Source organism: Rhodanobacter spathiphylli B39 (genome assembly GCF_000264295.1).
GTDB lineage: Bacteria > Pseudomonadota > Gammaproteobacteria > Xanthomonadales > Rhodanobacteraceae > Rhodanobacter > Rhodanobacter spathiphylli.
Window position 1 is genome coordinate 489639 of record NZ_AJXT01000004.1, and the last position, 26169, is coordinate 515807.

Here is a 26169-nt window from a genome sequence, read left to right on the forward strand (position 1 = left end):
GGTCATGGATGGCCGCTTTTTGATCCTGGCGTTCAGGGATGAACGCAAAAGTTAACCTTCGGGTGCCGTCGGCATCTATGGAGCAGCTGCAATGAGCAAAGAACTTTTGCTGGTCGTCGACGCGGTCGCCAATGAAAAAGGCGTGCCGGAAGAAGTGATTTTCGAGGCGATGGAGGCCGCGCTGGCCTCGGCCGCGAAGAAGCGCTATCCCGACGAGGAGCCTGATGTTCGGGTGTCGATCAATCACGACACCGGCGAGTACGAGACCTTTCGTCGCTGGGAAGTGATTGCCGACGATGGCGAGATGGAATCGCCGTCCTACCAGCTGCGCCTGATGGACGCGCTGGACGAGCGCGCCGATGCCCAGGTGGGTGAATACATCGAGCAGCAGGTCGAGAATGCCGAATTCGGCCGCATCGCGGCGCAGGCGGCCAAGCAGGTGATCGTGCAGCGCGTGCGCGAAGCCGAGCGCCAGCAAGTGGTCGATGCCTTCGCCGATCGCGTCGGCGAGCTGGTCACCGGCATCGTCAAGCGCGTCGAGCGCGGCAACATCTACCTCGACCTGGGCAGCAATGCCGAGGCGTTCATCCCGCGCGACAAGACGATACCCCGCGAATCGGCCCGCGTCGGCGATCGCGTGCGCGGCTACCTCTACGAAGTGAAGTCCGAAGCCCGCGGCCCGCAGCTGTTCGTGTCGCGCGCGGCACCGGAATTCATGATCGAGCTGTTCAAGCTGGAAGTGCCGGAAGTCGGCCAGGGCCTGGTCGAGATCAAGGGCTGCGCCCGCGACCCGGGTGACCGCGCCAAGATCGCCGTGCTGGCCCACGACAGCCGCACCGATCCGATCGGCGCCTGCATCGGCATGCGCGGTTCGCGCGTGCAGGCGGTGTCGAACGACCTCAACGGCGAGCGCGTCGACATCATCCTGTGGCACGAGAACCAGGCGCAGTTCGTCATCAACGCGATGGCGCCGGCCGAAGTGCAGTCCATCATCATGGACGAGGAAAAGCACTCGATGGACATCGCGGTGGCCGAGGACAAGCTGTCCCAGGCCATCGGCCGTGGCGGCCAGAACGTGCGCCTGGCCAGCAAGCTGACCGGCTGGCAGCTCAACGTGATGACCCAGGACCAGGTCACCGCCAAGAGCGAATCCGAGCAGGAGGCTGCACGCACCCTGTTCATGGACAAGCTCGAAGTCGACCAGGAAATCGCGGTCATCCTGGTGCAGGAAGGTTTTTCCAGCATCGAGGAAATCGCCTACGTGCCCAGCGCCGAGCTGCTGGCGGTCGAGGGCTTCGACGAGGACATCGTCGAGGAACTGCGCGCCCGCGCCCGCGATGCGCTGCTGACCGAGGCACTGGCGGTGGAGGAGGGCGTGGAAGAGCATCAGCCTTCCGACGAGCTGCTGGCGCTCGACGGCATGGACGAGGCCACCGCTTATGCGCTGGCCGCGCGTGAAGTGGCCACGGTCGACGACCTGGCCGACCTGGCGGTGGATGACCTGATCGATATCGAAGGCATGGACGAGGATCGCGCGGCAGCGCTGATCATGGCTGCCCGGGCGCCCATGATTGCGCGACTGGAGAAAGGCGGCTAACCGCGGACGGCAACACCCCGGATGGGTGTGCCGCGAAAGGCTTCTCGCAAGCCTTTCACCACGGATGGAGGTGGCGGTGGCGACAATGCCGCACAGACGATAAGCGCGGGAACGGCGGAGCAAAGAACACGATGTCGGACGTCACGATCAAACAACTCGCCCAGGTACTGGGCATGCCGGTCGACAAGCTGCTGACGCAGCTTGGCGAGGCGGGCATGAAATTCTCCGACCAGGAGCAGGTCATCAGCAGCACCGAGAAGGTGAAGCTGCTTGGCTTCCTGCGCCGCACGCATGGCAAGAGCGAGGCGGTGGCCGAGGTCGACGACAGCGCTCCGCGCCAGATCACCCTCAAGCGACGTACGGTAGGCGAACTCAAGGTCGCCACGCCCGGCGGGCGCGGCGCCGCCGCCACGGCCAAGACGGTCAACGTCGAAGTGCGCGCCAAGCGCACCTACGTCAAGCGCAGCGTGATCGCCGAGGAAGCCAGCGCCGAGCCCGAGCGCGAGGATGCCGTGCGCAAGCTGCAGGAATCGCAGCAGCAGCGCGAGCAGGAAGAGCGCGAGCGCGTCGAGGCCGAACAGCGTCGCCAGGCGGAAGCCCAGCAGCGCGCCTTGGACGACCAGCAGCGCAAGGCCGAACAGGAGCAGCGCGAGGTGGAAGCCGCTGCTCCCGAGGTCGAGCCTGTCACATCCGGGAAGGTCGAGGCGGCAGCCGAGCCGGAAGTCGCCCCCGAGGCGCCGCCCGCGGTGGCTGCGGCCGACGATGCGTCGACCGTGCAGCGCATCGATCAGCGCGAGCTGGGCATGATCCTGCCGCGCATCCACGAGCCGCGCAAACGCGAAAAGCTGGTCAAGCCCGCCGCGGCGCCTGCCGCGCCGACCGCTGTCGCGGCAACGCCCGCCCGTGCCGCGACGGCAGCAACGCCGGCGACGGCGGGCACCGATGCCGCCCGCGGCAAGCCCAAGCATTCGCGCGAGCGCGCCGAACTGCCGGGCAACAAGGAAGACCGCGAGGCAGGCAAGCGTTTTGCCGGTGGCCAGATGCATCTGAGTGAAGCCGACCGTGCCCGCCGTTCCTCCTCCAGCGGCAAGCGCGGCAAGCCTGGTCGCAGCGGCGGGCGCGAGATGTCGCGCAGCAGCGCGCCGAGTGGCCCGCACGGGTTCTCGCGTCCCACCGCACCGGTGGTGCGCGAAGTGGTCATCAGTGACAGCAACGTCGTCGCCGACCTGGCCCAGAAGATGGCGGTCAAGGGTTCCGAGGTGGTCAAGGCGCTGTTCAAGATGGGCGTGATGGCGACCATCAACCAGACCGTCGACCACGACACCGCCGTGCTGGTGGTCGAGGAGCTCGGCCACACGCCGGTCGCCGACAACCAGAACAACGCCGAGGAAACGCTGGCGGCGCACACCCAGAACGTCGAACTGGAAGGCGAGAAGATCACGCGTCCGCCGGTGGTCACGATCATGGGTCACGTCGATCACGGCAAGACCTCGCTGCTCGACTACATCCGCCGCACCAAGGTGGCCTCCGGCGAAGCCGGCGGCATCACCCAGCACATCGGTGCGTATCACGTGGAAACGTCGAAGGGCGTGATCACCTTCCTGGACACCCCCGGCCATGCGGCGTTCACCTCGATGCGCGCCCGTGGCGCGCAGTCGACCGACATCGTGATCCTGGTGGTGGCGGCCGATGACGGCGTGATGCCGCAGACCGTGGAAGCGGTGAAGCATGCGCGCGCCGCCAAGGTGCCGCTGATCGTCGCGGTCAACAAGATGGACAAGGACGGCGCCAATCCCGACAACGTCAAGCAGGGCCTGGTGCAGTACGAAGTGGTGCCGGAAGACTGGGGCGGCGACGTCCAGTTCATCCCGGTGTCGGCCAAGACCGGTGCCGGCGTCGAGGATCTGCTCGATGCGATCTCGGTGCAGGCCGAAGTGATGGAGTTGAAGGCCGTTGCCGATGGCCGCGCTTCCGGCGTGGTGATCGAGTCCAGCCTGGACCGCGGTCGTGGCCCTGTGGCCACCGTGCTGGTGCAGCAGGGCACGCTGCGCAAGGGCGATTTCGTGGTCTGCGGCGTCGAATACGGCCGCATGCGCGCACTGATCGATGAAACCGGCAAGCAGGTGACCGAAGCCGGTCCATCGATTCCGGTGCAGGTGCTGGGTCTGTCCGGCGTGCCGGAGACCGGTGACGACTTCGTCGCCGTCGAGGACGAGCGTCTGGCCCGCGAGGTCGCCGAGGAGCGTCAGCAGAAGCGCCGCGAGACGCGCATGGTCAGCAAGAGCAACCGGCTCGAGGACATCATCGCCAAGATGGGCCAGGGCGTGGAGCAGCAGACGCTCAACATCCTGGTCAAGGGCGACGTGCAGGGCTCGGTCGAAGCCTTGCGCGAGTCGCTGACCCAGATCGGCAACGATCGGGTGCGGGTCAACGTGGTGGCCTCCGGCGTCGGCGGCATCACCGAGTCCGACGCCACCCTGGCGGCGGCGTCCAAGGCACTGATCATCGGCTTCAACGTGCGTGCCGACGCGTCGGCACGCAAGGTGATCGAGACTGGCGGCCTGGACGTGCGCTACTTCTCGATCATCTACGACGTGATCGACCAGGTGACCCAGGCGGCCACCGGCCTGCTCGGCATGGAAGTGCGCGAGGACATCATCGGCATCGCCGAGGTTCGCGACGTGTTCCGCAGCTCCAAGTTCGGTGCGGTGGCCGGCTGCATGGTCACCGAAGGCACGGTCAAGCGCAGCAAGCCGATCCGCGTGCTGCGTGACAACGTGGTGATCTTCGAGGGCGAGCTGGAATCGCTGCGCCGCTTCAAGGACCTCGTCGACGAAGTGCGCAACGGCATGGAGTGCGGCATCGCCGTCAAGCAGTACAACGACGTCAAGCCGGGCGACCAGATCGAGTGCTTCGAGCGCACCGAGGTCGCACGCACGCTTTGACCTTGAACCCCTCTCCCCTTGGGAGAGGGGTTGGGGTGAGGGTCCACGACCTGCGTGAAGTTTCATACAGGGTCGTGAACCCTCATCCGCCCCTCGCGGGGCACCTTCTTCCAAGGGGAGAAGGTATATCGTCCTTCGGAGTTTTCTATGCCTTCCCGCGACTTCAAACGTACTGACCGCATCGGCGCCGAATTGCGGCGCGAGCTGGGCTTGCTGGTGCACGCGGCGGTGCGCGATCACGGCTTGCCGTCGGTCAGCGTGTCGGACGTGGAGATCACCCGCGACCTGGACTGGGCCACCGTGTGGGTCACCGCGATGCTGCCCGAGCAAGGGCTCCCCGCGGTGAAGGCGCTCAATGCCATCAGCCATGAGATTCGTCATTCGCTGGCACACAGCGGCATGCGCATGCGCCGGGTGCCGGAACTGAAGTTCAAGTACGACGATTCGGTCGACAAGGGCGAGCGGATCGAGTCGCTGCTGCGCGAGCAGGCCCGCACCATCGCGCCGCCGGACGGCGACGCCGAGGACTGAGCGGTTGCAAGGATCGTCGCTGAATCCATGAGTCGCCAGTCCCGCATCCAGTTCCGTGACCTGCACGGCATCGTCCTGCTCGACAAGCCGCTGGGCCTGAGTTCCAACCAGGCGCTGCAGGCCGTGCGTCGCCTGCTGCGTGCGTCCAAGGGCGGCCACACCGGCGCGCTTGATCCGCTGGCCACCGGGCTGTTGCCGCTGTGTTTCGGCGAGGCCACCAAGCTGGCCGGCAGCCTGCTCGGCGCGCGCAAGGCGTATCTGGCCGAATGCCGGCTGGGCATCAGCACCGATACGGCTGACAGCGAAGGCGAGATCGTTCGCCGGTTGCCGGTGCCGCCGCTCGACGCGGCGGCGATCGAGACGGCGCTGGCCAGGCTTCGCGGCCACATCCTGCAGGTGCCGCCGATGTATTCGGCGCTGAAGCACGACGGCGAGCGCCTTTACGCCAAGGCGCGCCGGGGCGAGGTGGTCGACGTGCCCGCGCGCGAAGTGGACGTGCACCGCCTGGAACTGCTCGAGCGCGACGGGGAAACCCTGCGACTGCTGGTGGAATGCGGTTCGGGCACCTATGTCCGCTCGCTGGCGGTCGACCTTGGCGAGGACCTCGGCTGCGGCGCCCACCTGACCGCATTGCGGCGGATCTGGGTCGAGCCGTTCCGCGAGCCGCAGATGGTGACCCTGGCGCAGCTCGAGCAGGCCGCGGAGCAGGGTGACGACGCACTGCTGGCATGGCTGTTGCCGGTATCGGCGGGCCTGTCGGATCTGCCGGTCCTGCACCTGGACGAAGCGCAGAGCATGGCGATTTCACGTGGTCAGCAGATCAGCCTGCCGGGGTTGCCGGAAGCCGGTCGCTGCGCGGCCTACGCCAGCGACGGTGCGCTGCTGGCGCTGCTGGAGAGCGATGCGGAAGGACGTGCCCGAGTCATTCGCGGCTTCAACCTGCCGCCGGACTGACCGATTTGCCCGCAAAACGCCTTGCGCACTTGTTGTAACAGCACTCCCATCAGTAGAATAGACAAGTTATTTCAACGCTTTCACTCAACTAGGCGAAGCTTGCGCTTGCGTCATCGCCGATGATGCAAGCGCAAGCTTCGCATCGCCTTATCAAGGAAACGTACTCCATGTCCCTTACCGCAGAACAGACCGGCAAGATCATCGCTGATTTCGGCCGCGTGCCGAACGACACCGGTTCGACCGAAGTCCAGGTGGCGCTGTTGTCCGCCCGCATCGACCACCTCACCGGCCACTTCAAGGAACACAAGCAGGATCACCACTCCCGCCGTGGCCTGCTGAAGCTGGTCAATCAGCGCAAGCGCCTGCTCAGCTATCTGAAGGATCGCGACCTTGCGCGCTATCAGACCCTGATCGAACGCCTCGGCCTTCGCCGGTAATTTCGTGCGTTCATCCGTGAACGCAAAGATCAAGAGGCGCCCATTCGTGGGCGCACTTCTCAATCAGATCAGGAATTAAGCACGTGGCAAAAGTAACCAAGTCATTCCAGTACGGTAATCACGAAGTCACACTGGAGACGGGCGAAATTGCCCGCCAGGCGTCCGGTGCGGTCATGGCCAGCATGGGCGGCACCGTGGTGCTGGTCACCGCTGTCGCCGCGACCAAGCAGAAGGAAGGCCAGGATTTCTTCCCGCTCACCGTCGACTACGTCGAGAAGTTCTATTCCGCCGGCCGCATCCCCGGCGGCTTCTTCAAGCGCGAAGGCCGTCCGACCGAGAAGGAGACGCTGACCTCGCGCCTGATCGATCGCCCGGTGCGTCCGCTGTTCCCGGAAGACTTCAAGAACGAAGTGCAGGTCATCGCCCAGGTCGTCTCGCTGAACCCGGAAGTCGACGGTGACATCGTGGCCCTGCTCGGCGCCTCTGCCGCGCTGAGCCTGGCCGGCATCCCGTTCAAGGGCCCGATCGGCGCTGCCCGCGTCGGTTACGCCAACGGCAAGTACCTGCTGAACCCGTCGCAGACCGAACTGAAGACGTCCGAGCTGGATCTGGTCGTCGCCGGTACCGCCGGCGCCGTGCTGATGGTGGAATCCGAAGCGCAGCTGCTGTCCGAGGACGTGATGCTCGGCGCGGTGATGTTCGGCCACCAGCAGATGCAGACCGCGATCCGCGCGATCGCCGAACTGGCCACCGAGGCCGGCAAGCGGTCGTGGGACTGGAAGGCTCCGGCCCGCAACGAGTCGCTGGTGGCCGCCGTCAAGGGCGCCGTCGGCGACCAGCTGACTGCCGCGTTCCAGGTGCGCGACAAGCTGGAGCGTCGCGACGCGATCTCCGCGATCAAGTCCGACGTGCTGGCCGGCCTCAAGGCGCAGGCCGAAGAGAACGGCTGGTCCACCGCCGCGATGGCCAAGGAATTCGAGGAACTCGAATACCACACCATGCGCGACAGCGTGCTGAAGACCAAGGTGCGCATCGACGGACGCCAGCTGGACGACGTACGCGCGATCACCGCCCGTGTCGGCGTGCTGCCCCGCACCCATGGTTCGGCGCTGTTCACCCGCGGCGAGACCCAGGCGCTGGTCGTCATCACGCTGGGCACCACGCGTGACGCGCAGATCATCGACGCCCCCGGCGGCGAGTCGAAGGACCCGTTCCTGTTCCACTACAACTTCCCTCCGTTCTCGGTGGGTGAAGCGGGTCGTTTCGGCGCGCCGAAGCGTCGCGAGATCGGTCATGGCCGCCTCGCCAAGCGTGGCGTGCAGGCGGTCAAGCCGAGCATCGAGGAATTCCCGTACGTGGTGCGCGTGGTCTCGGAAATCACCGAGTCCAACGGTTCCTCGTCGATGGCCTCGGTGTGCGGTTCCTCGCTGGCGATGATGGATGCCGGCGTGCCGCTGAAGGCGCCGGTCGCCGGTATCGCCATGGGCCTGGTCAAGGAAGGCAACGACTTCGTCGTGCTGTCCGACATCCTGGGCGACGAGGATCACCTCGGCGACATGGACTTCAAGGTGGCCGGCAGTGCCGAAGGCATCTCCGCGCTGCAGATGGACATCAAGATCGACGGCATCACCGAAGAGATCATGAAGGTGGCGCTGGCCCAGGCCAAGCAGGGTCGCCTGCACATCCTCGGCGAAATGGGCAAGGCGCTGACCACCGCCCGCACCGAGATGAGCGAGTTTGCCCCGCGCCTGATCACCATCAAGATCCACCCGGACAAGATCCGCGAAGTGATCGGCAAGGGCGGCGCCACGATCCGCTCGATCACCGAAGAGACCGGCACCACGATCGACATCAGCGACGACGGCACCATCATCATCGGCTCGGTCAATCGCGAGGCGGGTGAAGCGGCGAAGAAGCGCATCGAGCAGATCACCTCCGACGTCGAGCCGGGCCGCATCTACGAGGGCAAGGTCGCCAAGCTGATGGACTTCGGTGCGTTCGTGACGATCATGCCGGGCAAGGATGGTCTGGTCCACGTGTCGCAGATCTCCGACGAGCGCGTCGAGAAGGTCTCCGACAAGCTGAAGGAAGGCGACATCGTCAAGGTCAAGGTGCTGGAAGTCGACAAGCAGGGCCGCATCCGCCTGTCGATGAAGGCCGTGACGGAAGACGAGCACGCGGCAAGCGTCTGAGTTTTTCGCTTCATCTGCAGCAACATGAAGAAGGCCCGGCTCATGCCGGGCCTTCTTCGTTGCGGGCGGTGATCCGCTGTCATGACCTTTTGCTAGGATGGCGGGAACCGCAGACGAGGACGCAACGATGGCTGATCCGGCGAGTGATTTCATGAAGGACTATCAGGCGCTGGCGCAGCAGTCATGGGATGCCTGGACACGGCAATTCCAGCAGCCAACCGCGGCCAACCCGTTTGCGCCCCCACCGTCGCAGGCGACGGGCACCGATACGCTGGAACGCACCCTGTCCGGCCTGAAGGGCTATTTCGACTGGATGCAGAACGCCGCCAGCGGAGGCGTGACCCATCGGCCGTCCAGTGACTGGCAGCAGCAGTTGCAACAGATGTTCGGTACCGGCAACCCGCCCTTTGCGCAGGCCTTCGGTGGCATCGACAGTGCGGGGGCGGAGAGTTTTGCGCGGCAGTGGCAGTCCTGGTCGCAGGCGGCCCAGCGCATGGGCCTGGGCGACATGCCGGGTGCGCATGGTCCGACGCCGGCATTCGGCCTCAATCGCGAACAGCAGATGCAGCAGCAGGAACTGGGCATGGCCCTGCTGGCGTCCCTGCAGGCTTCCGCCAGATACCAGGAGCTGATCCAGAAGGCCAACACGCAAGGCATGCAGCGCCTGCAGGAAAAGTTGTCCGCGCACGCCGCGCCAGGACGCCAGGTTGATTCGCTGAAGGGCCTGTACGACCTGTGGGTGGACGCTTCCGAGGAGGCCTACGCCGACATCGCACTTTCCGCGGAATTCCGCGAAGCCTATGGCGAGATGGTCAACACGCAGATGCGCGTGCGCCAGCTGCAGCAACGACAGACCGAGCAGATGTGCCAGCAGCTCGGCGTGCCGACTCGCAGCGAGGTGTCGAGCCTGGGCCAGCGATTGCAGGCCTTGCGCCGCGAGTTCCGCGCCAGCCAGGCAGGTGCTTCCGGCGGTCATGCCGACGAACTCGTCGCCTTGCGTCGCGAGGTGGCTGCGTTGAAGCGTCAGCTGGGCGATCGCCCGGCCGCGAAGCCCGCGCAGGCGAAGGCTGCCGCGAAACCGTCGTCCGCCGCGAAGAAGTCTGCGGCAACGAAGAAGCCGGCCGCAAAGAGCACGCGCAAGCCTGTCCCCACATCCTCGGCCAGCGCGCGCAAGCGCAAGTAAGGGAGCGTCGTCATGCAGAGCCCGTTGCACATCGATCCGACGAAGGCCCTGGCCGACATGTCGGCCTTCCAGCGCAAGCTGGCCGCCGGCATGGCCAACCTGCGCAACATGCGCGAACCCGAGTACGCGAACACACCCCGCGAGCTGGTCTACAGCGAAGACAAGCTCAAGGTCTGGCACTTCACCGGCCACGGCAAGGCCACCTCGAAGACGCCGTTGCTGATCGTCTACGCGCTGGTCAACACGGTGTGGATGACCGACCTGCAGGCTGACCGCTCGATGGTGCGCAACCTGCTGGAGCAGGGCGAGGACGTCTACCTGATCGACTGGGGCTATCCCGACGGCGCCGACCGCTGGCTGACCCTGGACGACTACATCAACGGCTACCTCGATCGCTGCGTCGATGCCGTGCGCGCGCGCCACGATCTGGACGCGATCAACCTGCTCGGCATTTGCCAGGGCGGCGCGTTCTCGCTGTGCTACACCGCGCTGCACCCGGACAAGGTGAAGAACCTGATCACCATGGTCACGCCGGTGGACTTCCACACGCCGGACAACATGCTGTCCAGCTGGTGCCGCAGCATGGACGTGGATCTGTTCGTCGACACCATGGGCAACATTCCCGCGGGACTGATGAACTACGTCTACCTCACCCTGAAACCGGTGCGGCTGAACCAGCAGAAATACATCGGCATGGTCGACATCCTCGACGATCCCGTCGAGCTGGAAAACTTCCTGCGCATGGAGCGCTGGATCTTCGATTCGCCCGACCAGGCCGGCGAGGCGTTTCGCCAGTTCATCAAGGATTTCTACCAGGGCAACAAGCTGGTCAAGGGCACGCTGGAAATCGGCGGCCGGAGCGTGGACCTGGGCATGATCACCCAGCCGGTGCTGAACATCTTCGCCGAGCAGGATCACCTGGTGCCGCCGGATGCGTCGCGTGCTCTGGGCAAGCACGTGGGCACCACCGACTACACCCAGGTCGCGTTCAGGGGCGGCCACATCGGCATTTACGTCTCCGGCCGTGCCCAGCGCGAGGTCCCGCCGGCGATCCACCAGTGGCTGCACCAGCGCCGCTGATCCCGGCCGCCTGCCGTGCGAAATCGTCGCGCGGCAGGCGATAATGGATGGATGACCGCATTCGACCCCACCCATGATTCCATCCGCGCCGTGCAGTGGCGTGGCGACCACCTGTGCCTGCTCGACCAGCGACTGCTGCCGGGCGAAGAGCGCTGGATCGAATGTCGCAACGCGGCGCAGGTGACTACGGCGATTCGCGACCTCGCCGTGCGCGGCGCGCCGGCGATCGGCATCGCCGCGGCGTGGGGCGTGGCGATGGCGGCACAGCAGGGTGTGACGCTGGAGCCGGTGCTGGCGGACTTGCGCGCGGCGCGCCCCACGGCGGTGAACCTGATGTGGGCGCTGGACCGCATGAAGCGGCGCATCGTTGCGGGTGCCGATGGCGATGCATTGCTGCGCGAGGCCCAGGCGATCCAGGACGAGGATCTGGCCGCCAATCGGAAAATGGGTGAGCTGGGTGCGGCACTGATCGCCCCCGGATCGGGGGTGCTGACCCACTGCAATACCGGTTCGCTGGCCACCGCCGGCTACGGCACGGCGCTGGGCGTGATTCGTGCCGGCGTGGCGGCTGGACGCATCGCTCGGGTATACGCCGGTGAAACACGACCATGGCAGCAGGGTGCGCGACTGACGATGTGGGAACTGGTGCGCGACGGCATCCCGGCCCAGCTGATCGCCGATTCCGCCGCCGCCCACCTGATGAAATCCGGTGCGGTGCAATGGGTGATCGTGGGCGCCGACCGGATCGCCGCCAACGGCGACACCGCGAACAAGATCGGCACCTACCAGCTGGCCATCGCCGCGAAGTACCACGGCGTGAAGTTCATGGTGGTGGCTCCGTCCTCCACGGTCGACATGGCCACGGGTACGGGCGAGGAAATCGAGATCGAGCTGCGTGATGCGGCCGAGTTGCTGAGCACGGCCGGCAGCCGCACGGTGGTCGAGGGCGCACAGGCGTGGAACCCGGTATTCGATGTGGCGCCCGCCGAACTCATCGATGCGATCGTCACCGAGCGCGGCGTGATCGAGCGGCCGAACAGCCTCGCCATGCAGGCGATGTTCGGCTGAAAAGTGCCTGGCTGGGTACTTTCCGGGAGGCCCCTGGTCACCTTCTGCAGGACCCGCGTGGCCGCTTGCGCGCACCTGTCGCAGCGGCTTCAGCGGCCTTGCTGCTGATCAATATGTAAGCAGTCGGAAGAGCGCTTGGCACAAATCATGAAGCCTGGCTGCAAGTTATTGATTTTGAAAGACTAAATCCTGTCGTTTTGAGGCCGCTTGTGCTAAAATCGACGGGTTGATTTCGGGTCGCTTGCGCATGCGCCGGAGGCGCGGCACCAGCGTCCTTTTTTTGTCATCAAGGAAGCCGATTCATGGCAGAACTCGCCAAAGAAATCATTCGCGTCAACATCGAAGACGAGATGCGCCAGAGCTACCTCGATTACGCCATGAGCGTGATCGTGGGGCGCGCTCTTCCCGATGTGCGCGATGGTCTGAAACCCGTGCATCGCCGCGTGCTGTTCGCGATGAGCGAGCTGGGCAACGTGTGGAACAAGCCGTACAAGAAATCGGCGCGCGTGGTCGGTGACGTGATCGGTAAATACCATCCGCACGGCGACCAGTCGGTCTACGACGCGATCGTGCGCATGGCGCAACCGTTCTCGCTGCGCTACATGCTGGTCGACGGCCAGGGTAACTTCGGCTCGGTCGACGGCGACAACGCCGCGGCGATGCGATACACCGAAGTGCGCATGTCGCGGCTCACCCACGAGCTGCTGGCCGACATCGACAAGGACACCGTCGACTTCGGGCCGAACTACGACGAGAGCGAGCACGAGCCGCTGGTGCTGCCGTCGCGCGTGCCAACCCTGCTGGTGAATGGTTCGGCCGGCATCGCGGTGGGCATGGCCACCAACATCCCGCCGCACAACCTCAACGAAGTCATTGCCGCGACGATCGCGCTGATCGATGAGCCCGCGCTGTCGATCGACCAGCTGATGCATTACGTGCCGGGTCCGGACTTTCCGACCAGCGGCATCATCAACGGCTCGTCAGGCATCATCGAGGCCTACCGCACCGGCCGCGGCCGCATCCTGGTGCGGGCCAGGGCGGAGATCGAGACCGAGGCCAACGGCCGCGAGACGATCATCATCCACGAGCTGCCCTACCAGGTGAACAAGGCGCGGCTGATCGAGAAGATCGCCGAGCTGGTCAAGGAAAAGAAGCTCGAAGGCATCAGCGAGCTGCGCGACGAGTCCGACAAGGACGGCATGCGCGTCGTCATCGAGATCCGCAAGGACGCGATGGGCGACGTGGTGCTGAACAACCTGTTCCAGCAGACCCAGCTGCAGGTCACCTTCGGCATCAACATGGTGGCCCTGCTGGACGGCCAGCCGAAACTGCTGAACCTCAAGGACATCCTCGAGGCGTTCATCCGCCACCGTCGCGAAGTGGTCACCCGCCGCACCATTTTCGAGCTGCGCAAGGCACGCGCCCGCGCGCACATCCTCGAAGGCCTCACCGTGGCGCTGGCCAACATCGACGAGATGATCGAACTGATCAAGACCTCGTCGTCGCCGGCCGAGGCGCGCGAGCGCATGCTGGCACGCAAGTGGCAGCCGGGCATGGTCGGCGCCTTGCTCTCCGCCGCCGGCGCCGATGCGTCGCGACCGGAGGACATGGACCCGCGCGAAGGCCTGAAGGCCGACGGTTACCAGCTGTCCGAGATCCAGGCCCAGGAAATCCTGGCGATGCGCCTGCATCGCCTGACCGGGCTGGAGCAGGAAAAGCTCTCCGACGAATACCGCCAGATCCTCGAGGCGATCCGCGCCCTGATCGAGATCCTGGAAAACCCCGATCGCCTGCTCGAAGTGATCCGCGAGGAACTCGAGGCGATCAAGGCCGAGTTCGGCGATGCCCGTCGCACCGAGATCCAGCATTCGCAGGAAGATCTCAACGTGCTCGACCTGATCGCGCCGGAAGACGTCGTGGTCACGCTGTCGCATACCGGCTACATCAAGCGCCAGCCGGCCAGCACCTACCGCGCGCAGAAACGCGGCGGCAAGGGGCGTTCGGCCTCCGCGCTGAAGGACGAGGATTTCGTCGAGCAGCTGTGGGTGGTCAACACCCACGACACCTTGCTGGCCTTCACCAGCACCGGTCGGGTCTACTGGCAGAAGGTCTACCAGATTCCCGAGTCGGGCCCGGGTGCCCGCGGCAAGCCGATCATCAACCTGCTGCCGCTGGGCGAGGGCGAGAAGGTGCAGGCAGTGCTGCCGATCCGCGAGTATGCGGAAGACCGTTTCGTGTTCTTCGCCACCCGGCACGGCACGGTAAAGAAGACCCCGCTGTCCGAGTTCGCCTTCCAGCTGCAGAAGGGCAAGTTGGCGATCAAGCTGCATGACGACGACGCCCTGGTCAACGTGGAACTGACCGACGGCAACAGCGACATCCTGCTGTTCGCCTCCAACGGCAAGGTCAATCGTTTCGACGAGAACACCGTGCGCTCGATGGGCCGCACCGCCTCCGGCGTGCGCGGCATGAAGCTGGTCGGCGGCGCCGAGGTGGTGTCGCTGATCGTGGCGGCCGAGGGCGACATCCTCACCGCTACCGCGCGCGGCTACGGCAAGCGCACCGAACTGGCCGAGTTCACCAAGAAGGGCCGTGGCACCCAGGGCGTGATCGGCATCCAGTGTTCCGAGCGCAACGGTGCGCTGGTGGGCGCGGTGCAGGTCACCGAGGCGCACGAACTGATGCTGATCTCCGACCAGGGCACGCTGGTGCGTACCCGTGTGGCGGAAGTTTCGCAGCTCGGTCGCAATACCCAGGGCGTCACCCTGATCAAGCTGCCGGCCGACGAAACCCTGGTCAGCGTGATGCGGCTGGATGCGGAAGAGGACAACGGCGAGGATGCCGAAGCCGTCGGCGCCGACGTGCCCGGTGGTGGCGACGAGGCGGCAACCGAGCCGGCGGCCGGCGAAGAGTAGGCCACCCTCCTGGCGACACGAGAAACCCCGGCATCGCCGGGGTTTTTTTTGAGTCCGTGGCGGATTCAGCCGAGGCTGTCGACCGCCACCAGCATCGCCTCGGCGCTGGAAACACGCAGTTCACCGGGTGCCTCCACCTGCACCAGGCGCGCCACGCCATCCTCCGCATACAGCGCAAAGCGGCGCGTGCGCAGGCCCATGCCGAAAGCGCTGCCATCCAGCTCCAGCCCCAGGGCACGGGTGAAACTGGCGTTGCCGTCGGCCAGCATCAGCAAGCCGGCCGGAACCTGTTGCGAGGCGGCCCAGGCCTGCATCACGTAGCCGTCGTTCACCGCCAGGCACATCACGTCGATGCCCCGCTGCCGGAACTCGGCGAAATGCGCCGAGTAGCCGGGCAGGTGCCGGTTCGAGCAGGTCGGGGTGAACGCGCCCGGCACGCCGAACAGCAGCACCTTGCGTCCGGCGAACAGGGCCGCGGTCTGGGCCGGCTGGATGTCACCGTCGATGCACTGGACGGCTGTGTCGGGAATCGTGTCGCCGGGCTGAATGCTCATGCGGGTCTCGGGTCGGGAAGGGGGCATCTCATGCTAATCGCGCCGCGGCAGGCTGTCGCCTTGAATCGTCCGCGGCCGCACCTATTTTCTGTCTCAGGCGGTAATTGACCGCAACTCGTGCAAGGAGACAAACAATGAATCTGGGTCGTCATGGCATCTGGAACGCGGGCACCGGCCTGCCCGAAGAGATCCGTCAGGCCTTCGACCGCTTCCTGCAACCGGAAGACGGCGACGCCTCCAACGTGGTCACCAGCCAGTGGGCGCCGCGCGTCGACATTCGCGAGGACGAGCAGCGCTTCGTGATCCTGGCCGACATCCCCGGCGTGGACCCGGCGCAGATCGAGGTGAGCATGGACAAGGGCATCCTCACCATCAAGGGCGAGCGTGATGTCGTTGCCGCGGAAAAGGACGGCAAGTTCACCCGGGTCGAACGGGCGCGCGGAGCCTTCCATCGCCGCTTCGCCCTGCCGGACAGTGCCGATGCCGAGGGTGTCACGGCGACGGGCAAGTTCGGCGTGCTGGAGATCGTGATACCGAAGAAGGCGCAGGCGACGCCGCGGCGCATTACCATCAACGTGAACCACTGAGGATCGGGTGGCTGACCCCGCGGCGTGGTCGACGCGCCGCGGGTTTCGCGTGAGTCGGGGAGCGGTGAGTGGAATTCAAAGACTATTACGAGATCCTGGGTGTGAAGCCCGATGCCAGCGAGGCCGAGATCAAGTCGGCGTATCGCAAGCTCGCGCGCAAGTACCACCCGGACAAGAACAAGGAGGCCGGCGCCGAGGAGAAATTCAAGGCGGTCAACGAGGCCAACGAGGTGCTCAAGGATGCCGAAAAGCGGCGTTCCTACGATCAGTTGCGCGCCGGTGGTTACCGGCAGGGCGAGCAGTTCAGGCCACCGCCCGGCTGGCAGGGCCAACACGGCTTTGGTGGCGGCGACGACAGTGACTTCAGCGACTTCTTCGAGAGCCTGTTCGGGCGCGGCGGTGCCGCAGGTGGTGGCCATCGCGGCCAGCCGCGCCCGCGTCGCGGCCAGGACGTACAGGCCTCGGTGCAGATCGACCTGCAGACGGCGTTCGACGGTGGCCGCACGCGGCTGGCGATGCACGATCCGGCCGGCGGCGAGCGCGTGCTGGAAGTGAAGATCCCGGCGGGCATCCAGCCCGGCCAGGTGATCCGCCTGTCCGGCCAGGGCCAGCCCGGCATGGCCGGTGGACCGAACGGCGACCTGTTGCTGGAGGTGGGCATCCGTGACGACGCCCGTTTCCGTCTGGACGGCCGCAACGTGGTGCATGTGCTGCCGATCACGCCGTGGGAGGCCGCATTGGGCGCTGCCGTGCCGGTGCCGACCCTGGCCGGAACGGTCGACCTGCGCATCCCGGCGGGTTCGCAATCGGGGCGCAAGCTGCGGCTGAAGGGCCGCGGCATGCCCGGCTCCCATCCCGGCGACCAGCTGGTGGAGCTGTCCATCCGCACGCCCCCAGCGGACACCGAGGAGCAGCGTGCCGCCTACGATGCGCTGCAGGCAGCCTTCGGCGACTTCAATCCGCGGTAGCGGCTACCGGGTTGGCAGACAAGGAAACGGCGCCCTGAGGCGCCGTTTCCTGTTGTTGCTTTCGGTGATTGCTCAGCCCGGCAGGAATTCTTCCAGGGCCTTGATCAGCTCTTCCTCGCGGATCGGCTTGGTCACGTAGGCCTTGGCACCCTGGCGCATGCCCCAGACCTTGTCGGTTTCCTGATCCTTTGTGGTGACCAGGATGATCGGAATATGGGCCGTGTCGGCGTTCTTGCTGATCGTGCGGGTCGCCTGGAAACCGTTGAGGTTGGGCATGACCACGTCCATCAGGATCAGGTCGGGCTTCTCGGCCTTGGCCACTTCCACGCCGGCGGCACCGTCTTCGGCGGAAAGGGTTTCATGCCCGAGTTTTTCGACGATGCGCTTGATGCCAAGCAGCTGTGAAGGGGAGTCGTCGACGATCAGGATGCGTGCCATAGAAAAATAATCCCCTGCGAGTTTCGTTGATTCTAAGCCGTGGTGATGGTACTTCCAAGCGCAGTTTCTTCAAACCGTGCTGTCGATGCGCACCAGGGTACGTCCGAAGGATTCGCCTGCGAGCATACGCGCAAACACGCCCGGCAGCTCATCCAATCCTGCTTCGAGGGTGACGATGCGTTCCAGGTGCCGCGGTTTCCAGTCGCTGGCCAGATGCTGCCAGACGCTGTCGCGCAGGTCGCGGGCGGTACCCGCCGAGGCGATTCCGAGCAGGCTGGCGCCGCGGATGATGAACGGCATGACGGTGCTGTCGAAGGCGATGCCGCCGGCATTGCCGCAGATCGCCACGTTGCCGTACGGGCTGATCAGGGGCAGCAGGCCGCCCAGCATCGCGCCGCCGACGTTGTCCAGTGCGCCGCCGAAGCGGGCGGAGTCCATCGGCTTGCCGCTGAAGGCGAGCTGGTGGCGATCGACGCATTCGCGGGCACCGAGCGCGCGCAGCGCATCGAAGTGTTCCGCCTTGCCGCTGATCGCGTGCACTTCATAGCCGGCACGGCTGAAGATATCGATCGCCAGCTGGCCCACGCCGCCGCTGGCGCCGGTCACCGCGATCGGGCCCAGAGCCGGCGTCTGCCGGTTGTCCTGCATGCGCAACAGCGCGAGCGCCGCGGTGAAGCCGGCGGTGCCGATGATCATGCTTTCGCGCAGGCTCAGCGCGGCAGGCAGCGGAATCGTCCAGCGCGCGTCGAGCCGGGCATATTCGCCGTAACCGCCGTCGCGTGTCTCGGACAGGCCGCTGCCGGTGCACAACACGGCGTCGCCCTCCCTGAACGCCGGGTCGGTGGAGGCTACCACCCGACCGGCCACGTCGATCCCGCCGTTCAGCGGATAACTGCGCAGGATGCGTCCCTTGCCGGTGCCGGCCAGGGCGTCCTTGTAGTTCACCGACGAGTAGGCGACCTTGATCAGGACTTCACCCGGCGACAGCGCGTCGGGTGTCATGTTCTCGATGCCGGCGCGATGGCCGGCGTCGTCGTGGTGGATGCGGAAAGCGCGGAAGCTGTTCATGGCGGGGTCCCCGGTCAGGCGTCGACGCTGCGCGTATCGATCCATTTCGGCACGTAGCTGCCCTGGTAAGCGGCCATCCAGTCGAACAGCTCCGCCATGCTGTCGCCGAACCAGATGCCGTCACGCTGTTCGGCCCGCACGAAGTTTTCCTCGACCATGTGCTGCATCATCTGGCGCAGGTCGCGATAGTAGCCGCGCACGTCGAGGAAGGCGCACGGGTAGCGGTGCAGGCCGAGCTGGGCCCAGGTCAGCATCTCGAACATCTCGTCCATGGTGCCGAAGCCGCCGGGCAGGGCGACGAAGGCATCGGACAACTCGTACATGCGCGTCTTGCGCTGGTGCATGGTCTCGACGACCACCAGCTCGCTCAGGCCCGGGTGCGCCACTTCCAGCTCCACCAGCTGGCGCGGAATCACCCCGATCACCTTGCCGCCGCCGGCGAGCACGGCGTCGGCCACCACGCCCATCAGGCCGACGTTGCCGCCACCGTAGACCAGGGCGATGCCGCGCCGCGCCATTTCGGTGCCGAAGGCATGGGCCTGTTCGGCGTATTCGGGATGTCTGCCGGAGCTGGAGCCGCAGTAGACGCAGAGGGCGGTGGGTTGGGACATGTAGAGGGACTCGTCTTCTTTCTCGTCATTCCGGCGCTGAAGGTTCCGGAAGTTCAAAAGACGCGGCCCGCCCATGTCGCCACGAGCGGGCCGCGTTATCGTCGTGCCGGGCGATCAATTGCCCTTGTGGATGGCGCGCTTGTCGACCGACAGGGCGGCCTCGTGCACGGCTTCGGACAGGGTCGGATGCGCGTGGACGATGCGCGCCAGGTCCTCGGAGGAGCCCTTGAACTCCATCGCCACCACGCACTCGGCGATCAGCTCGGAGACGCCCGGGCCGACCATGTGCACGCCCAGGATGCGGTCGGTCTCGGCGTGGGCAATCATCTTCACCTGGCCCACCGCCTCGTTCATCGCGACGGCGCGGCCGATGGCGGCGAACGGGAAACTGCCGACCTTGTACGGCACGCCCTCGTCCTTCAGCTGCTTCTCGGTCTTGCCGGCCCAGGCGATTTCCGGCTCGGTGTAGATCACCCACGGGATCGTGTCGTAACTGACGTGCCCGGCCTTGCCGGCGATCCACTCGGCGACCGCCATGCCTTCCTCGAAACCCTTGTGCGCGAGCATCGGGCCGCGTACCGCGTCACCCACGGCCCACACGCCGTCGACGCCGGTGTGGCAATGCTCGTCGACAATGATGCGGCCGCGCTCGTCCAGCTTCACGCCGGTGTCGTCGGCCAGCAGCCCGGCGGTATAGGCGCGGCGGCCCACGGCGACCAGCAGCTTGTCGACGACGAGCTGCTGCTCACCGTCCTTGTCGGTGTAGACCAGGTGCACGCCGTCCTTCTTCACCTCGGCCTTGCCGAGCTTGGCGTTGAGCCTGATGTCCAGGCCCTGCTTGGCGAATTCTTTCGCCGCGACCTTGGCGACGTCCGCGTCGGCGACGGAGAGGAACTCCGGCAGCGCCTCGATCACGGTGACTTCGGCACCGAGCCGGCGCCATACGCTGCCCAGCTCCAGGCCGATCACGCCGGCGCCGATCACGCCAAGGCGCTTCGGCACGGCGTCGAGCTCCAGCGCACCGGCGTTGTCGATGATGTTCTTGCCGTCGAATTTCGCGAACGGCAACTCGATCGGCACCGAACCGGAAGCCAGGATCACGTTGGTGGCGGCGATGGTCTGCTTGCTGCCGTCGTTGCCGGTGATCTCGACCTGGTTGCCCTTCAGCAGCTTGCCGGTGCCGAAGTAGCTGGTGATCTTGTTGGCCTTGAACAACTGGGCCACGCCGCCGGTGAACTGCTTGACGATCTTTTCCTTGCGTCCGATGAAGGTCTTGAGGTCGACCTTGGCATTCTCGACGGTGATGCCGTGCACGGGAAGATTGTGCGCGAGGTTGTAGAACTGCTTGGAGGAATCGAGCAGTGCCTTCGACGGGATGCAGCCCACGTTGAGGCAGGTGCCGCCCAGCGCCTGCTTGCCATCCTTGCCGACAAAGGCATCGATGCAGGCCGTCTTCAGGCCCAGCTGCGCGGCGCGGATTGCGGCGTGGTAACCGGCCGGGCCGGCGCCGATGACGATGACATCGAATTTTTCGCTCATTTTATTCACTCAGGGGAATAGGGAATCGGGAATCGGGAATCGTTGGAGCAGGGCGGGCTTCGCTTTGACGATTCCCGATTCTCCATTCCCGGCCTTTGATCGCATCGCGATCAAAGGCCCAGCAACATCCTTTGCGGATTCTCCAGCTGGTTCTTGATGTCGACCAGGAACAGCACCGCGTCCTTGCCGTCGATGATGCGGTGGTCGTAGCTGAGCGCGATGTACATCATCGGGGCGGCAATGATCTGGCCGTTCTCGACGATGGCGCGTTCCTTGATCGTGTGCATGCCGAGGATCGCGCTCTGCGGCGGATTGACGATCGGGGTGGACAGCAGCGAGCCGAAGGTGCCGCCATTGGTGATGGTGAACGTGCCGCCCTGCAGGTCGTCCAGCGACAGCTTGTTGGCGCGCGCCTTGACTGCGTAGTCGGCGATGCCCTTTTCGACGTCGGCGAAGCTCATGTCCTGCACGTCGCGCAGCACCGGCGTCACCAGGCCCTTGTCGGTGGACACGGCGATCGAGATGTCCTGGTAGCCGTGGTAGATCACGTCGTTGCCGTCGACCGAGGCGTTGACGAACGGGTAGCGCTTCAGCGCTTCGGCGGCCGCCTTGACGAAGAAGCTCATGAAGCCGAGCTTGATGCCGTGTTCCTTCTGGAACGCCTCGCCCAGCGTCTTGCGCATCTTCGACACTTCGCTCAGGTTCACCTCGTTGAACGAGGTCAGCATGGCGATCGAGTTCTTCGACTGCATCAGGCGCTCGGCGATGCGTGCGCGCATGCGGGTCATCGGCACGCGCTCTTCCGGACGCGAGCCCGGGGTCGGCTTCGCCGCCGGCACGGCGGGAGCCGCGGCAGGACGCGAGCCGGCGTTGACCACGTCTTCCTTGATGATGCGGCCGTCGCGGCCGGTGCCCGGAATGGCGGAGGTGTCGACCTTGTTCTCGGTGGCGACGCGCTGCGCGGCGGGCGAAAGCTCGGCGGCGGCCTTCGACGCGGCGGGGGCAGGCGCCGCGGCAGCGGGCGCCGGAGCAGCAGCAGGAGTCGCGGCAGCCGGGGCCGGCGCGGCGGCTGCGGCGCCTTCCTCGATGATCGCAATGACCTGCTCGCTGTTCACCGTGTCGCCGACGTCGTGACGGATTTCCTTCAGCACGCCGTCAACCGGCGAGGGCACTTCCAGCACCACCTTGTCGGTTTCGAGGTCGACCAGGTTCTCGTCGCGCTTCACCGCGTCGCCGGCCTTCTTGTGCCAGGTGGCAATGGTGGCGTCGGAGACGGACTCGGGCAGGACGGGGACTTTGAGTTCGATGGACATGTGAATCCTTGAGTTGGTGCGCTCGTCCAAGATCGCGAAGATCAAGAAGCGGCCATCCTGGCCGCACTGTTCGGGAAGACTGCTTATTCCGCGGAGTGGTCGGTGCCGACCGGCGCGACCAGCGCCTGTTCGACCAGGGCGGACTGTTCGGCGACGTGGGTGTTGTGGTGGCCAGCCGCCGGTGCCGGCGAACGGGCGCGACCGGCGTACGACAGGCTGTGCTTGACGCCGGTGCAGGCCTGCAGGTGATGGCGGATCTGGAACCACGCGCCCTGGTTCATCGGCTCTTCCTGGCACCAGATCACTTCCTTGGCGGAAGGATACTTGTCCAGTTCGGCGGTGACCTCGACACGCGGGAACGGATACAGCTGCTCGACGCGCACGATCGCCACGTCCTTCAGTTCGCGCTTCTCGGCTTCTTCCAGCAGGTCGTAGTAGACCTTGCCCGAGCACAGCACCACGCGCTTGACCTTCTTCGCGGCCAGCTCGCGATGCTCGCCGATCACCAGCTGGAAGCTGCCGTTGGCCAGCTCGTCCAAGGTGGACACCGCCAGCTTGTGGCGCAGCAGCGATTTCGGGGTCATCACGATCAGCGGCTTGCGCACCGGGCGCAGCATCTGCCGGCGGATCATGTGGAAATCCTGCGCCGGCGTGGTCGGCACGCAGACCTGCATGTTGTCGAACGCGCAAAGCTGCAGGAAGCGCTCCAGACGCGCGGAGGAGTGTTCCGGGCCCTGGCCCTCATAGCCGTGCGGCAGGAACAGTGCCAGGCCGCACAGGCGGTTCCACTTCGCTTCGCCGGAGCTGATGAACTGGTCGATCACCACCTGGGCGCCGTTGGCGAAATCGCCGAACTGGCCTTCCCAGATGTTCAGCGTGTCCGGGTCGGTGGTGGAGTGGCCGTACTCGAACGCCATCACCGCTTCTTCGCTGAGCAGCGAGTCGATCACCTCGACGTCGGCGCTGGCGCGCACGTTGGCCAGCGGCATGTAGGTATGGCCGTCCTTCTGGTCATGCAGCACCGCATGGCGGTGGAAGAACGTGCCGCGGCCGGAATCCTGGCCGACCAGGCGCATGTCGTAGCCGGCATCGACCAGGGTGGCGTAGGCGAGATTTTCGGCGAAGCCCCAGTCGGCCGGCTGCTCGCCGGCGGCCATCTTGCGGCGGTCGTCGTAGATCTTCGCCACGCGCGCCTGCAGGGTGAGGTCGGCGGGCAGGGTGAGGATCTTGCTGGAGAGTTCCTGCAGCTTCTGCCGGGGCACGCCGGTGTCGACCGGGGTCGACAGCTTGCCACCGATGAACTTCGCCCAGTCGACGTGGCCGTCGCGGACGGGCGACGGGTCGAGGTCGGTCATCGGCGCGCCCGCTTCCAGTCGTGCGCGATAGGCTTCGAACTGCTTCTGCGCCTCGCCGTCGGCCAGCACGCCCTGCTTGACCAGCTGCTGCTGGTAGAGGTCGCGCGTGGTCGGGCGCTTGCGGATGATCTGGTACATCACCGGCTGCGTCGCGGCCGGTTCGTCGGCCTCGTTGTGGCCGTGGCGACGGTAGCAGACCAGGTCGATCACCACGTCGCGGCGGAACTGCTTGCGGAAATCGTAGGCGAGGCGGGTCACCAGGATCACCGCTTCCGGGTCGTCGCCGTTCACGTGCAGCACCGGTGCGTTGACCATCTTGGCCAGGTCGGTGCAGTACATGGTGGAGCGCGCGTCCTGCGGATTGGAGGTGGTGAAGCCGACCTGGTTGTTGATCACGATGTGCAGGCTGCCGCCGATGCGGAAACCACGGGCCTGCGACATGTTCAGCAGTTCCATGTTCACGCCCTGGCCGGCGAACGCGGCGTCGCCGTGGATCAGCACGGCCATCGACTGGGTGTGCGCGGTGTCGCGACGACGGGTCTGGCGCGCGTGCACCGAACCGGTCACCACCGGGTTGACGATCTCCAGGTGCGACGGGTTGAACGCCAGCGCCACGTGCACGCCGCCCTTGGGCGTCTTGACGTCGGCGGAGAAGCCCATGTGGTACTTCACGTCGCCCGAGTGGGCCGGGTCGTCGGGGTGGTCGAACTTGCCCTCGAACTCGTCGAACAGGGTCTTTGGCGGCTTGCCGAGGATGTTGACCAGCACGTTGAGGCGGCCGCGATGGGCCATGCCGATGACCAGTTCCTTGATGCCGTTGTCGCCGGCTTCGCGTACCACGTCGTCGAGCATCGGGATCAGGCTGTCGCCGCCTTCCAGCGAGAAGCGTTTCTGACCCACGTATTTCGTGTGGAGGTAACGCTCCAGGCCCTCGGCGGCGGTGAGGCCGTCCAGCACGCGCTGCTGGCCGGCCTTGTCCAGGCCGCTCTGGCCGGCAGCCTGCTCCAGCCGGCTGTAGATCCAGTTGCGCTGCTCGTGGTTGCTGATGTGCATGAACTCGGCGCCGATCGTGCTGGCGTAGGTCTTCTGCAGGCGGGCCAGCAGGTCGCGCAGCTTCAGGCGCAGGCCGCCGCCGGCGTAGTTGCCGGTGTCGAATTCGGTGTCGAGGTCGGCATCGGACAGCCCGTGGAAGGCCAGGCCCAGGTCGGGGGCCGTCATCTTCTCGGTCAGGCCGAGCGGATCGAGGTCGGCGGCAAGATGGCCGCGTGAACGGTAGGCGGTGAGCAGGCGCAGCACGCCGGCCTGCTTGCGCGCGTGTTCATCGCTGACCGGCGCGGCCGTGGCGCCGTTGTGGTGCTGCTTCTGCGCCGCTTCGATGCGGGCGATGGCCGCCGTGTGGGAGACGTCGCCGGACTCGCGACCCTTGAACGAGGAGAAATACGTGGCCCATTCGGCGGGGACCGACGAGGCGTCGGCCAGCCAGGCGTCATACAGCGATTCGACGTAATCGGCGTTGCCGCCTGCGAGTTGGGAAGATTCGAAGAACTCGCTGATCAGGTTTGTAGTCACGTCACCACCGGCAGGAAGGGATGCTTGAGCTCATCCGTGTCACGTTGAAGTCGCGGTTACCGGTCGGTTTTCAAGCCCGACAGGCCGCTGATACGGATGACTGGGGAGAATCCCCATGATTATAGCCTTTGGGTGCTGCGACGCGGCAAGCTGCAGGCGGCCTCGAACGGCCCGCGCAGGCGCCTGTCCGACCAAGGTCGTAGCCCGGTCTCGGCGTGGTCAGCTGTTTCATGCGGTTTGCACCGCATTTCGGCTGGTGGCCCAGGGCGCCTCCCCGGCCAGCTGCGGTTCAGTCCGCCCGCGTCAGTTCGCTCAGATATTCAGCGACTGCAGCTCGCTGGCCCGTACCGAGCGCTCCCACACCTCGTCGAAGTGCTGCTGCAGCGGCGCCTGGCTGGCGCGGTCGTGGCGGGCCGCGCGGCCCTGGGGGCGCGCGGCCTCGGGCAGGAACAGGTAGCCGCCGGCATCGTTGAGCAGATAGGCCGCGAGATAGGCCAGGTCGACGTCATCGACCGGCTTGCGGATCTGGATCGCGCTGGGCAGGCGTTGCGCCAGGGCGATCAATCGATGGTCACCGCGCAGCGCGGCGGCCGGGTCGTGCAGCAGGATGCGGATCTGCGCGCCACGGCCGGAGATCGCGATGCGTCGCAACTCGGCCAGTTCGTCCGGGCTGGCGTAGGCATCGCTGTCCAGCAGTGGCAGATGGATGTCCAGCCGATGGCGGGCATCGGCCAGCAACTGCAGGCGCGTCGCCGCCGTGTCGCCCCGCGTGCCGGCTGCGAGCGCGCCGCTGTCAGCCAGTGGCGTGGACACCTGTTCCGCCGCGGGCAGGGCCAGCTGCATCGCCTGATGGGGCAGGCCGGCGTCATCGAACGTCTGGCCGAAAGCAACGAAGCCTTCGCGCTCGTAGAAACCCCGGGCGCTGACCTGGGCGTCGAGCTTCACTTCCGGCCAGCCCTGGCTGCGCGCCCGGGAAATCATCTCGCGCAGCAGCGCCTGGCCGACGCCGCGCCCGCGCCAGTCACGCAGCACGGCCATGCGACCGATCTTGTGCTGCGGGGTGAGTCGGCCGCAGCCGATCGGCTGGCCATGCTCGTCGCGCGCCAGCAGGTGCCAGCAATCCCCATCGAGTCCGTCGCGCTCGCGCTGCTCGGGCACGCCCTGTTCGTGGATGAACACGGTTTCGCGCAGGTCGAGCAGGGCGGCTTGCTGTTCGGGGTTCGACCAGTCGGCGATCTCGATGTGGAAGTCCTGCAGTTTCATCG

General features: G+C 66.0%; 20 protein-coding genes. 12 read left to right on the plus strand and 8 right to left on the minus strand.

Going from position 1 to position 26169, the window contains the following annotated elements; all coding sequences use genetic code 11:
• The first annotated feature begins 91 nt into the window (after positions 1 to 91).
• From nusA to gyrA, 10 genes are all read left to right on the plus strand, one after another.
• Positions 92 to 1597, plus strand: coding sequence for a transcription termination factor NusA (gene nusA, locus UU7_RS03005; protein ID WP_007805223.1), 1506 nt, complete (start codon positions 92 to 94; stop codon positions 1595 to 1597).
• Between the two features lie 131 nt (positions 1598 to 1728).
• On the plus strand, positions 1729 to 4542 hold the full coding sequence (infB, locus tag UU7_RS03010) for a translation initiation factor IF-2 (RefSeq protein WP_007805225.1): 2814 nt from the start codon (positions 1729 to 1731) through the stop codon (positions 4540 to 4542).
• Between the two features lie 147 nt (positions 4543 to 4689).
• Positions 4690 to 5073, plus strand: coding sequence for a 30S ribosome-binding factor RbfA (rbfA, locus tag UU7_RS03015; protein WP_007805227.1), 384 nt, complete (start codon positions 4690 to 4692; stop codon positions 5071 to 5073).
• Between the two features lie 27 nt (positions 5074 to 5100).
• On the plus strand, positions 5101 to 6027 hold the full coding sequence (truB, locus tag UU7_RS03020; protein WP_007805229.1) for a tRNA pseudouridine(55) synthase TruB: 927 nt from the start codon (positions 5101 to 5103) through the stop codon (positions 6025 to 6027).
• 167 nt (positions 6028 to 6194) lie between these two features.
• A complete protein-coding gene (rpsO, locus tag UU7_RS03025) occupies positions 6195 to 6464 on the plus strand; it encodes a 30S ribosomal protein S15 (protein WP_007513234.1) in 270 nt (89 codons plus the stop codon).
• An 83-nt stretch (positions 6465 to 6547) separates the two neighbouring features.
• Entirely contained in the window at positions 6548 to 8656 is a 2109-nt protein-coding gene (pnp, locus tag UU7_RS03030; RefSeq protein WP_007805232.1) for a polyribonucleotide nucleotidyltransferase, read from the plus strand.
• 127 nt (positions 8657 to 8783) lie between these two features.
• Positions 8784 to 9839 carry a poly(R)-hydroxyalkanoic acid synthase subunit PhaE gene (locus UU7_RS03035; protein ID WP_007805234.1) on the plus strand — a complete coding sequence of 352 codons (1056 nt, stop codon included), beginning with the start codon at positions 8784 to 8786 and terminating at the stop codon, positions 9837 to 9839.
• 12 nt (positions 9840 to 9851) lie between these two features.
• Positions 9852 to 10919 carry a class III poly(R)-hydroxyalkanoic acid synthase subunit PhaC gene (locus tag UU7_RS03040; RefSeq protein ID WP_007805236.1) on the plus strand — a complete coding sequence of 356 codons (1068 nt, stop codon included), beginning with the start codon at positions 9852 to 9854 and terminating at the stop codon, positions 10917 to 10919.
• Positions 10920 to 10970: 51 nt separating this feature from the next.
• Positions 10971 to 11987 (plus strand): S-methyl-5-thioribose-1-phosphate isomerase, encoded by a 1017-nt coding sequence (gene mtnA, locus UU7_RS03045; RefSeq protein WP_007805238.1) that lies wholly within the window; start codon positions 10971 to 10973, stop codon positions 11985 to 11987.
• Positions 11988 to 12289: 302 nt separating this feature from the next.
• The gene (gene gyrA / locus UU7_RS03050) at positions 12290 to 14902 is read left to right on the plus strand and encodes a DNA gyrase subunit A (protein ID WP_007805239.1); all 2613 of its coding nucleotides are present in this window, start codon (positions 12290 to 12292) and stop codon (positions 14900 to 14902) included.
• A gap of 65 nt (positions 14903 to 14967) precedes the next feature.
• On the opposite strand, the gene UU7_RS03055 is transcribed toward gyrA, so the two are convergent.
• Positions 14968 to 15456, minus strand: coding sequence for a peroxiredoxin (locus UU7_RS03055; RefSeq protein WP_007805241.1), 489 nt, complete (start codon positions 15454 to 15456; stop codon positions 14968 to 14970).
• Between the two features lie 134 nt (positions 15457 to 15590).
• On the opposite strand from UU7_RS03055, the gene UU7_RS03060 reads away from it, so the two are divergent.
• Both UU7_RS03060 and UU7_RS03065 read left to right on the plus strand, forming a co-directional pair.
• Positions 15591 to 16043 carry an Hsp20/alpha crystallin family protein gene (locus UU7_RS03060; protein ID WP_007805243.1) on the plus strand — a complete coding sequence of 151 codons (453 nt, stop codon included), beginning with the start codon at positions 15591 to 15593 and terminating at the stop codon, positions 16041 to 16043.
• 68 nt (positions 16044 to 16111) lie between these two features.
• Entirely contained in the window at positions 16112 to 17011 is a 900-nt protein-coding gene (locus tag UU7_RS03065) for a DnaJ C-terminal domain-containing protein (protein WP_007805245.1), read from the plus strand.
• Positions 17012 to 17083: 72 nt separating this feature from the next.
• Here UU7_RS03065 and pilH read toward each other — a convergent pair whose 3' ends face one another.
• The 7 genes from pilH to UU7_RS03100 form a co-directional block, all read right to left on the minus strand.
• Positions 17084 to 17449, minus strand: coding sequence for a twitching motility response regulator PilH (pilH, locus tag UU7_RS03070; RefSeq protein WP_007805246.1), 366 nt, complete (start codon positions 17447 to 17449; stop codon positions 17084 to 17086).
• A gap of 69 nt (positions 17450 to 17518) precedes the next feature.
• The gene (locus UU7_RS03075; protein WP_007805248.1) at positions 17519 to 18517 is read right to left on the minus strand and encodes an acrylyl-CoA reductase family protein; all 999 of its coding nucleotides are present in this window, start codon (positions 18515 to 18517) and stop codon (positions 17519 to 17521) included.
• Positions 18518 to 18531: 14 nt separating this feature from the next.
• The gene (locus UU7_RS03080) at positions 18532 to 19128 is read right to left on the minus strand and encodes an LOG family protein (protein ID WP_007805250.1); all 597 of its coding nucleotides are present in this window, start codon (positions 19126 to 19128) and stop codon (positions 18532 to 18534) included.
• 114 nt (positions 19129 to 19242) lie between these two features.
• Positions 19243 to 20667 carry a dihydrolipoyl dehydrogenase gene (gene lpdA, locus UU7_RS03085; protein ID WP_007805252.1) on the minus strand — a complete coding sequence of 475 codons (1425 nt, stop codon included), beginning with the start codon at positions 20665 to 20667 and terminating at the stop codon, positions 19243 to 19245.
• A gap of 110 nt (positions 20668 to 20777) precedes the next feature.
• Positions 20778 to 21980 carry a 2-oxoglutarate dehydrogenase complex dihydrolipoyllysine-residue succinyltransferase gene (odhB, locus tag UU7_RS03090; RefSeq protein WP_007805254.1) on the minus strand — a complete coding sequence of 401 codons (1203 nt, stop codon included), beginning with the start codon at positions 21978 to 21980 and terminating at the stop codon, positions 20778 to 20780.
• Between the two features lie 83 nt (positions 21981 to 22063).
• On the minus strand, positions 22064 to 24904 hold the full coding sequence (locus tag UU7_RS03095; RefSeq protein WP_007805255.1) for a 2-oxoglutarate dehydrogenase E1 component: 2841 nt from the start codon (positions 24902 to 24904) through the stop codon (positions 22064 to 22066).
• Positions 24905 to 25216: 312 nt separating this feature from the next.
• Positions 25217 to 26167, minus strand: a complete 951-nt coding sequence (locus UU7_RS03100; protein ID WP_007805256.1) for a GNAT family N-acetyltransferase — start codon at positions 26165 to 26167, stop codon at positions 25217 to 25219.
• Positions 26168 to 26169: the final 2 nt, after the last annotated feature.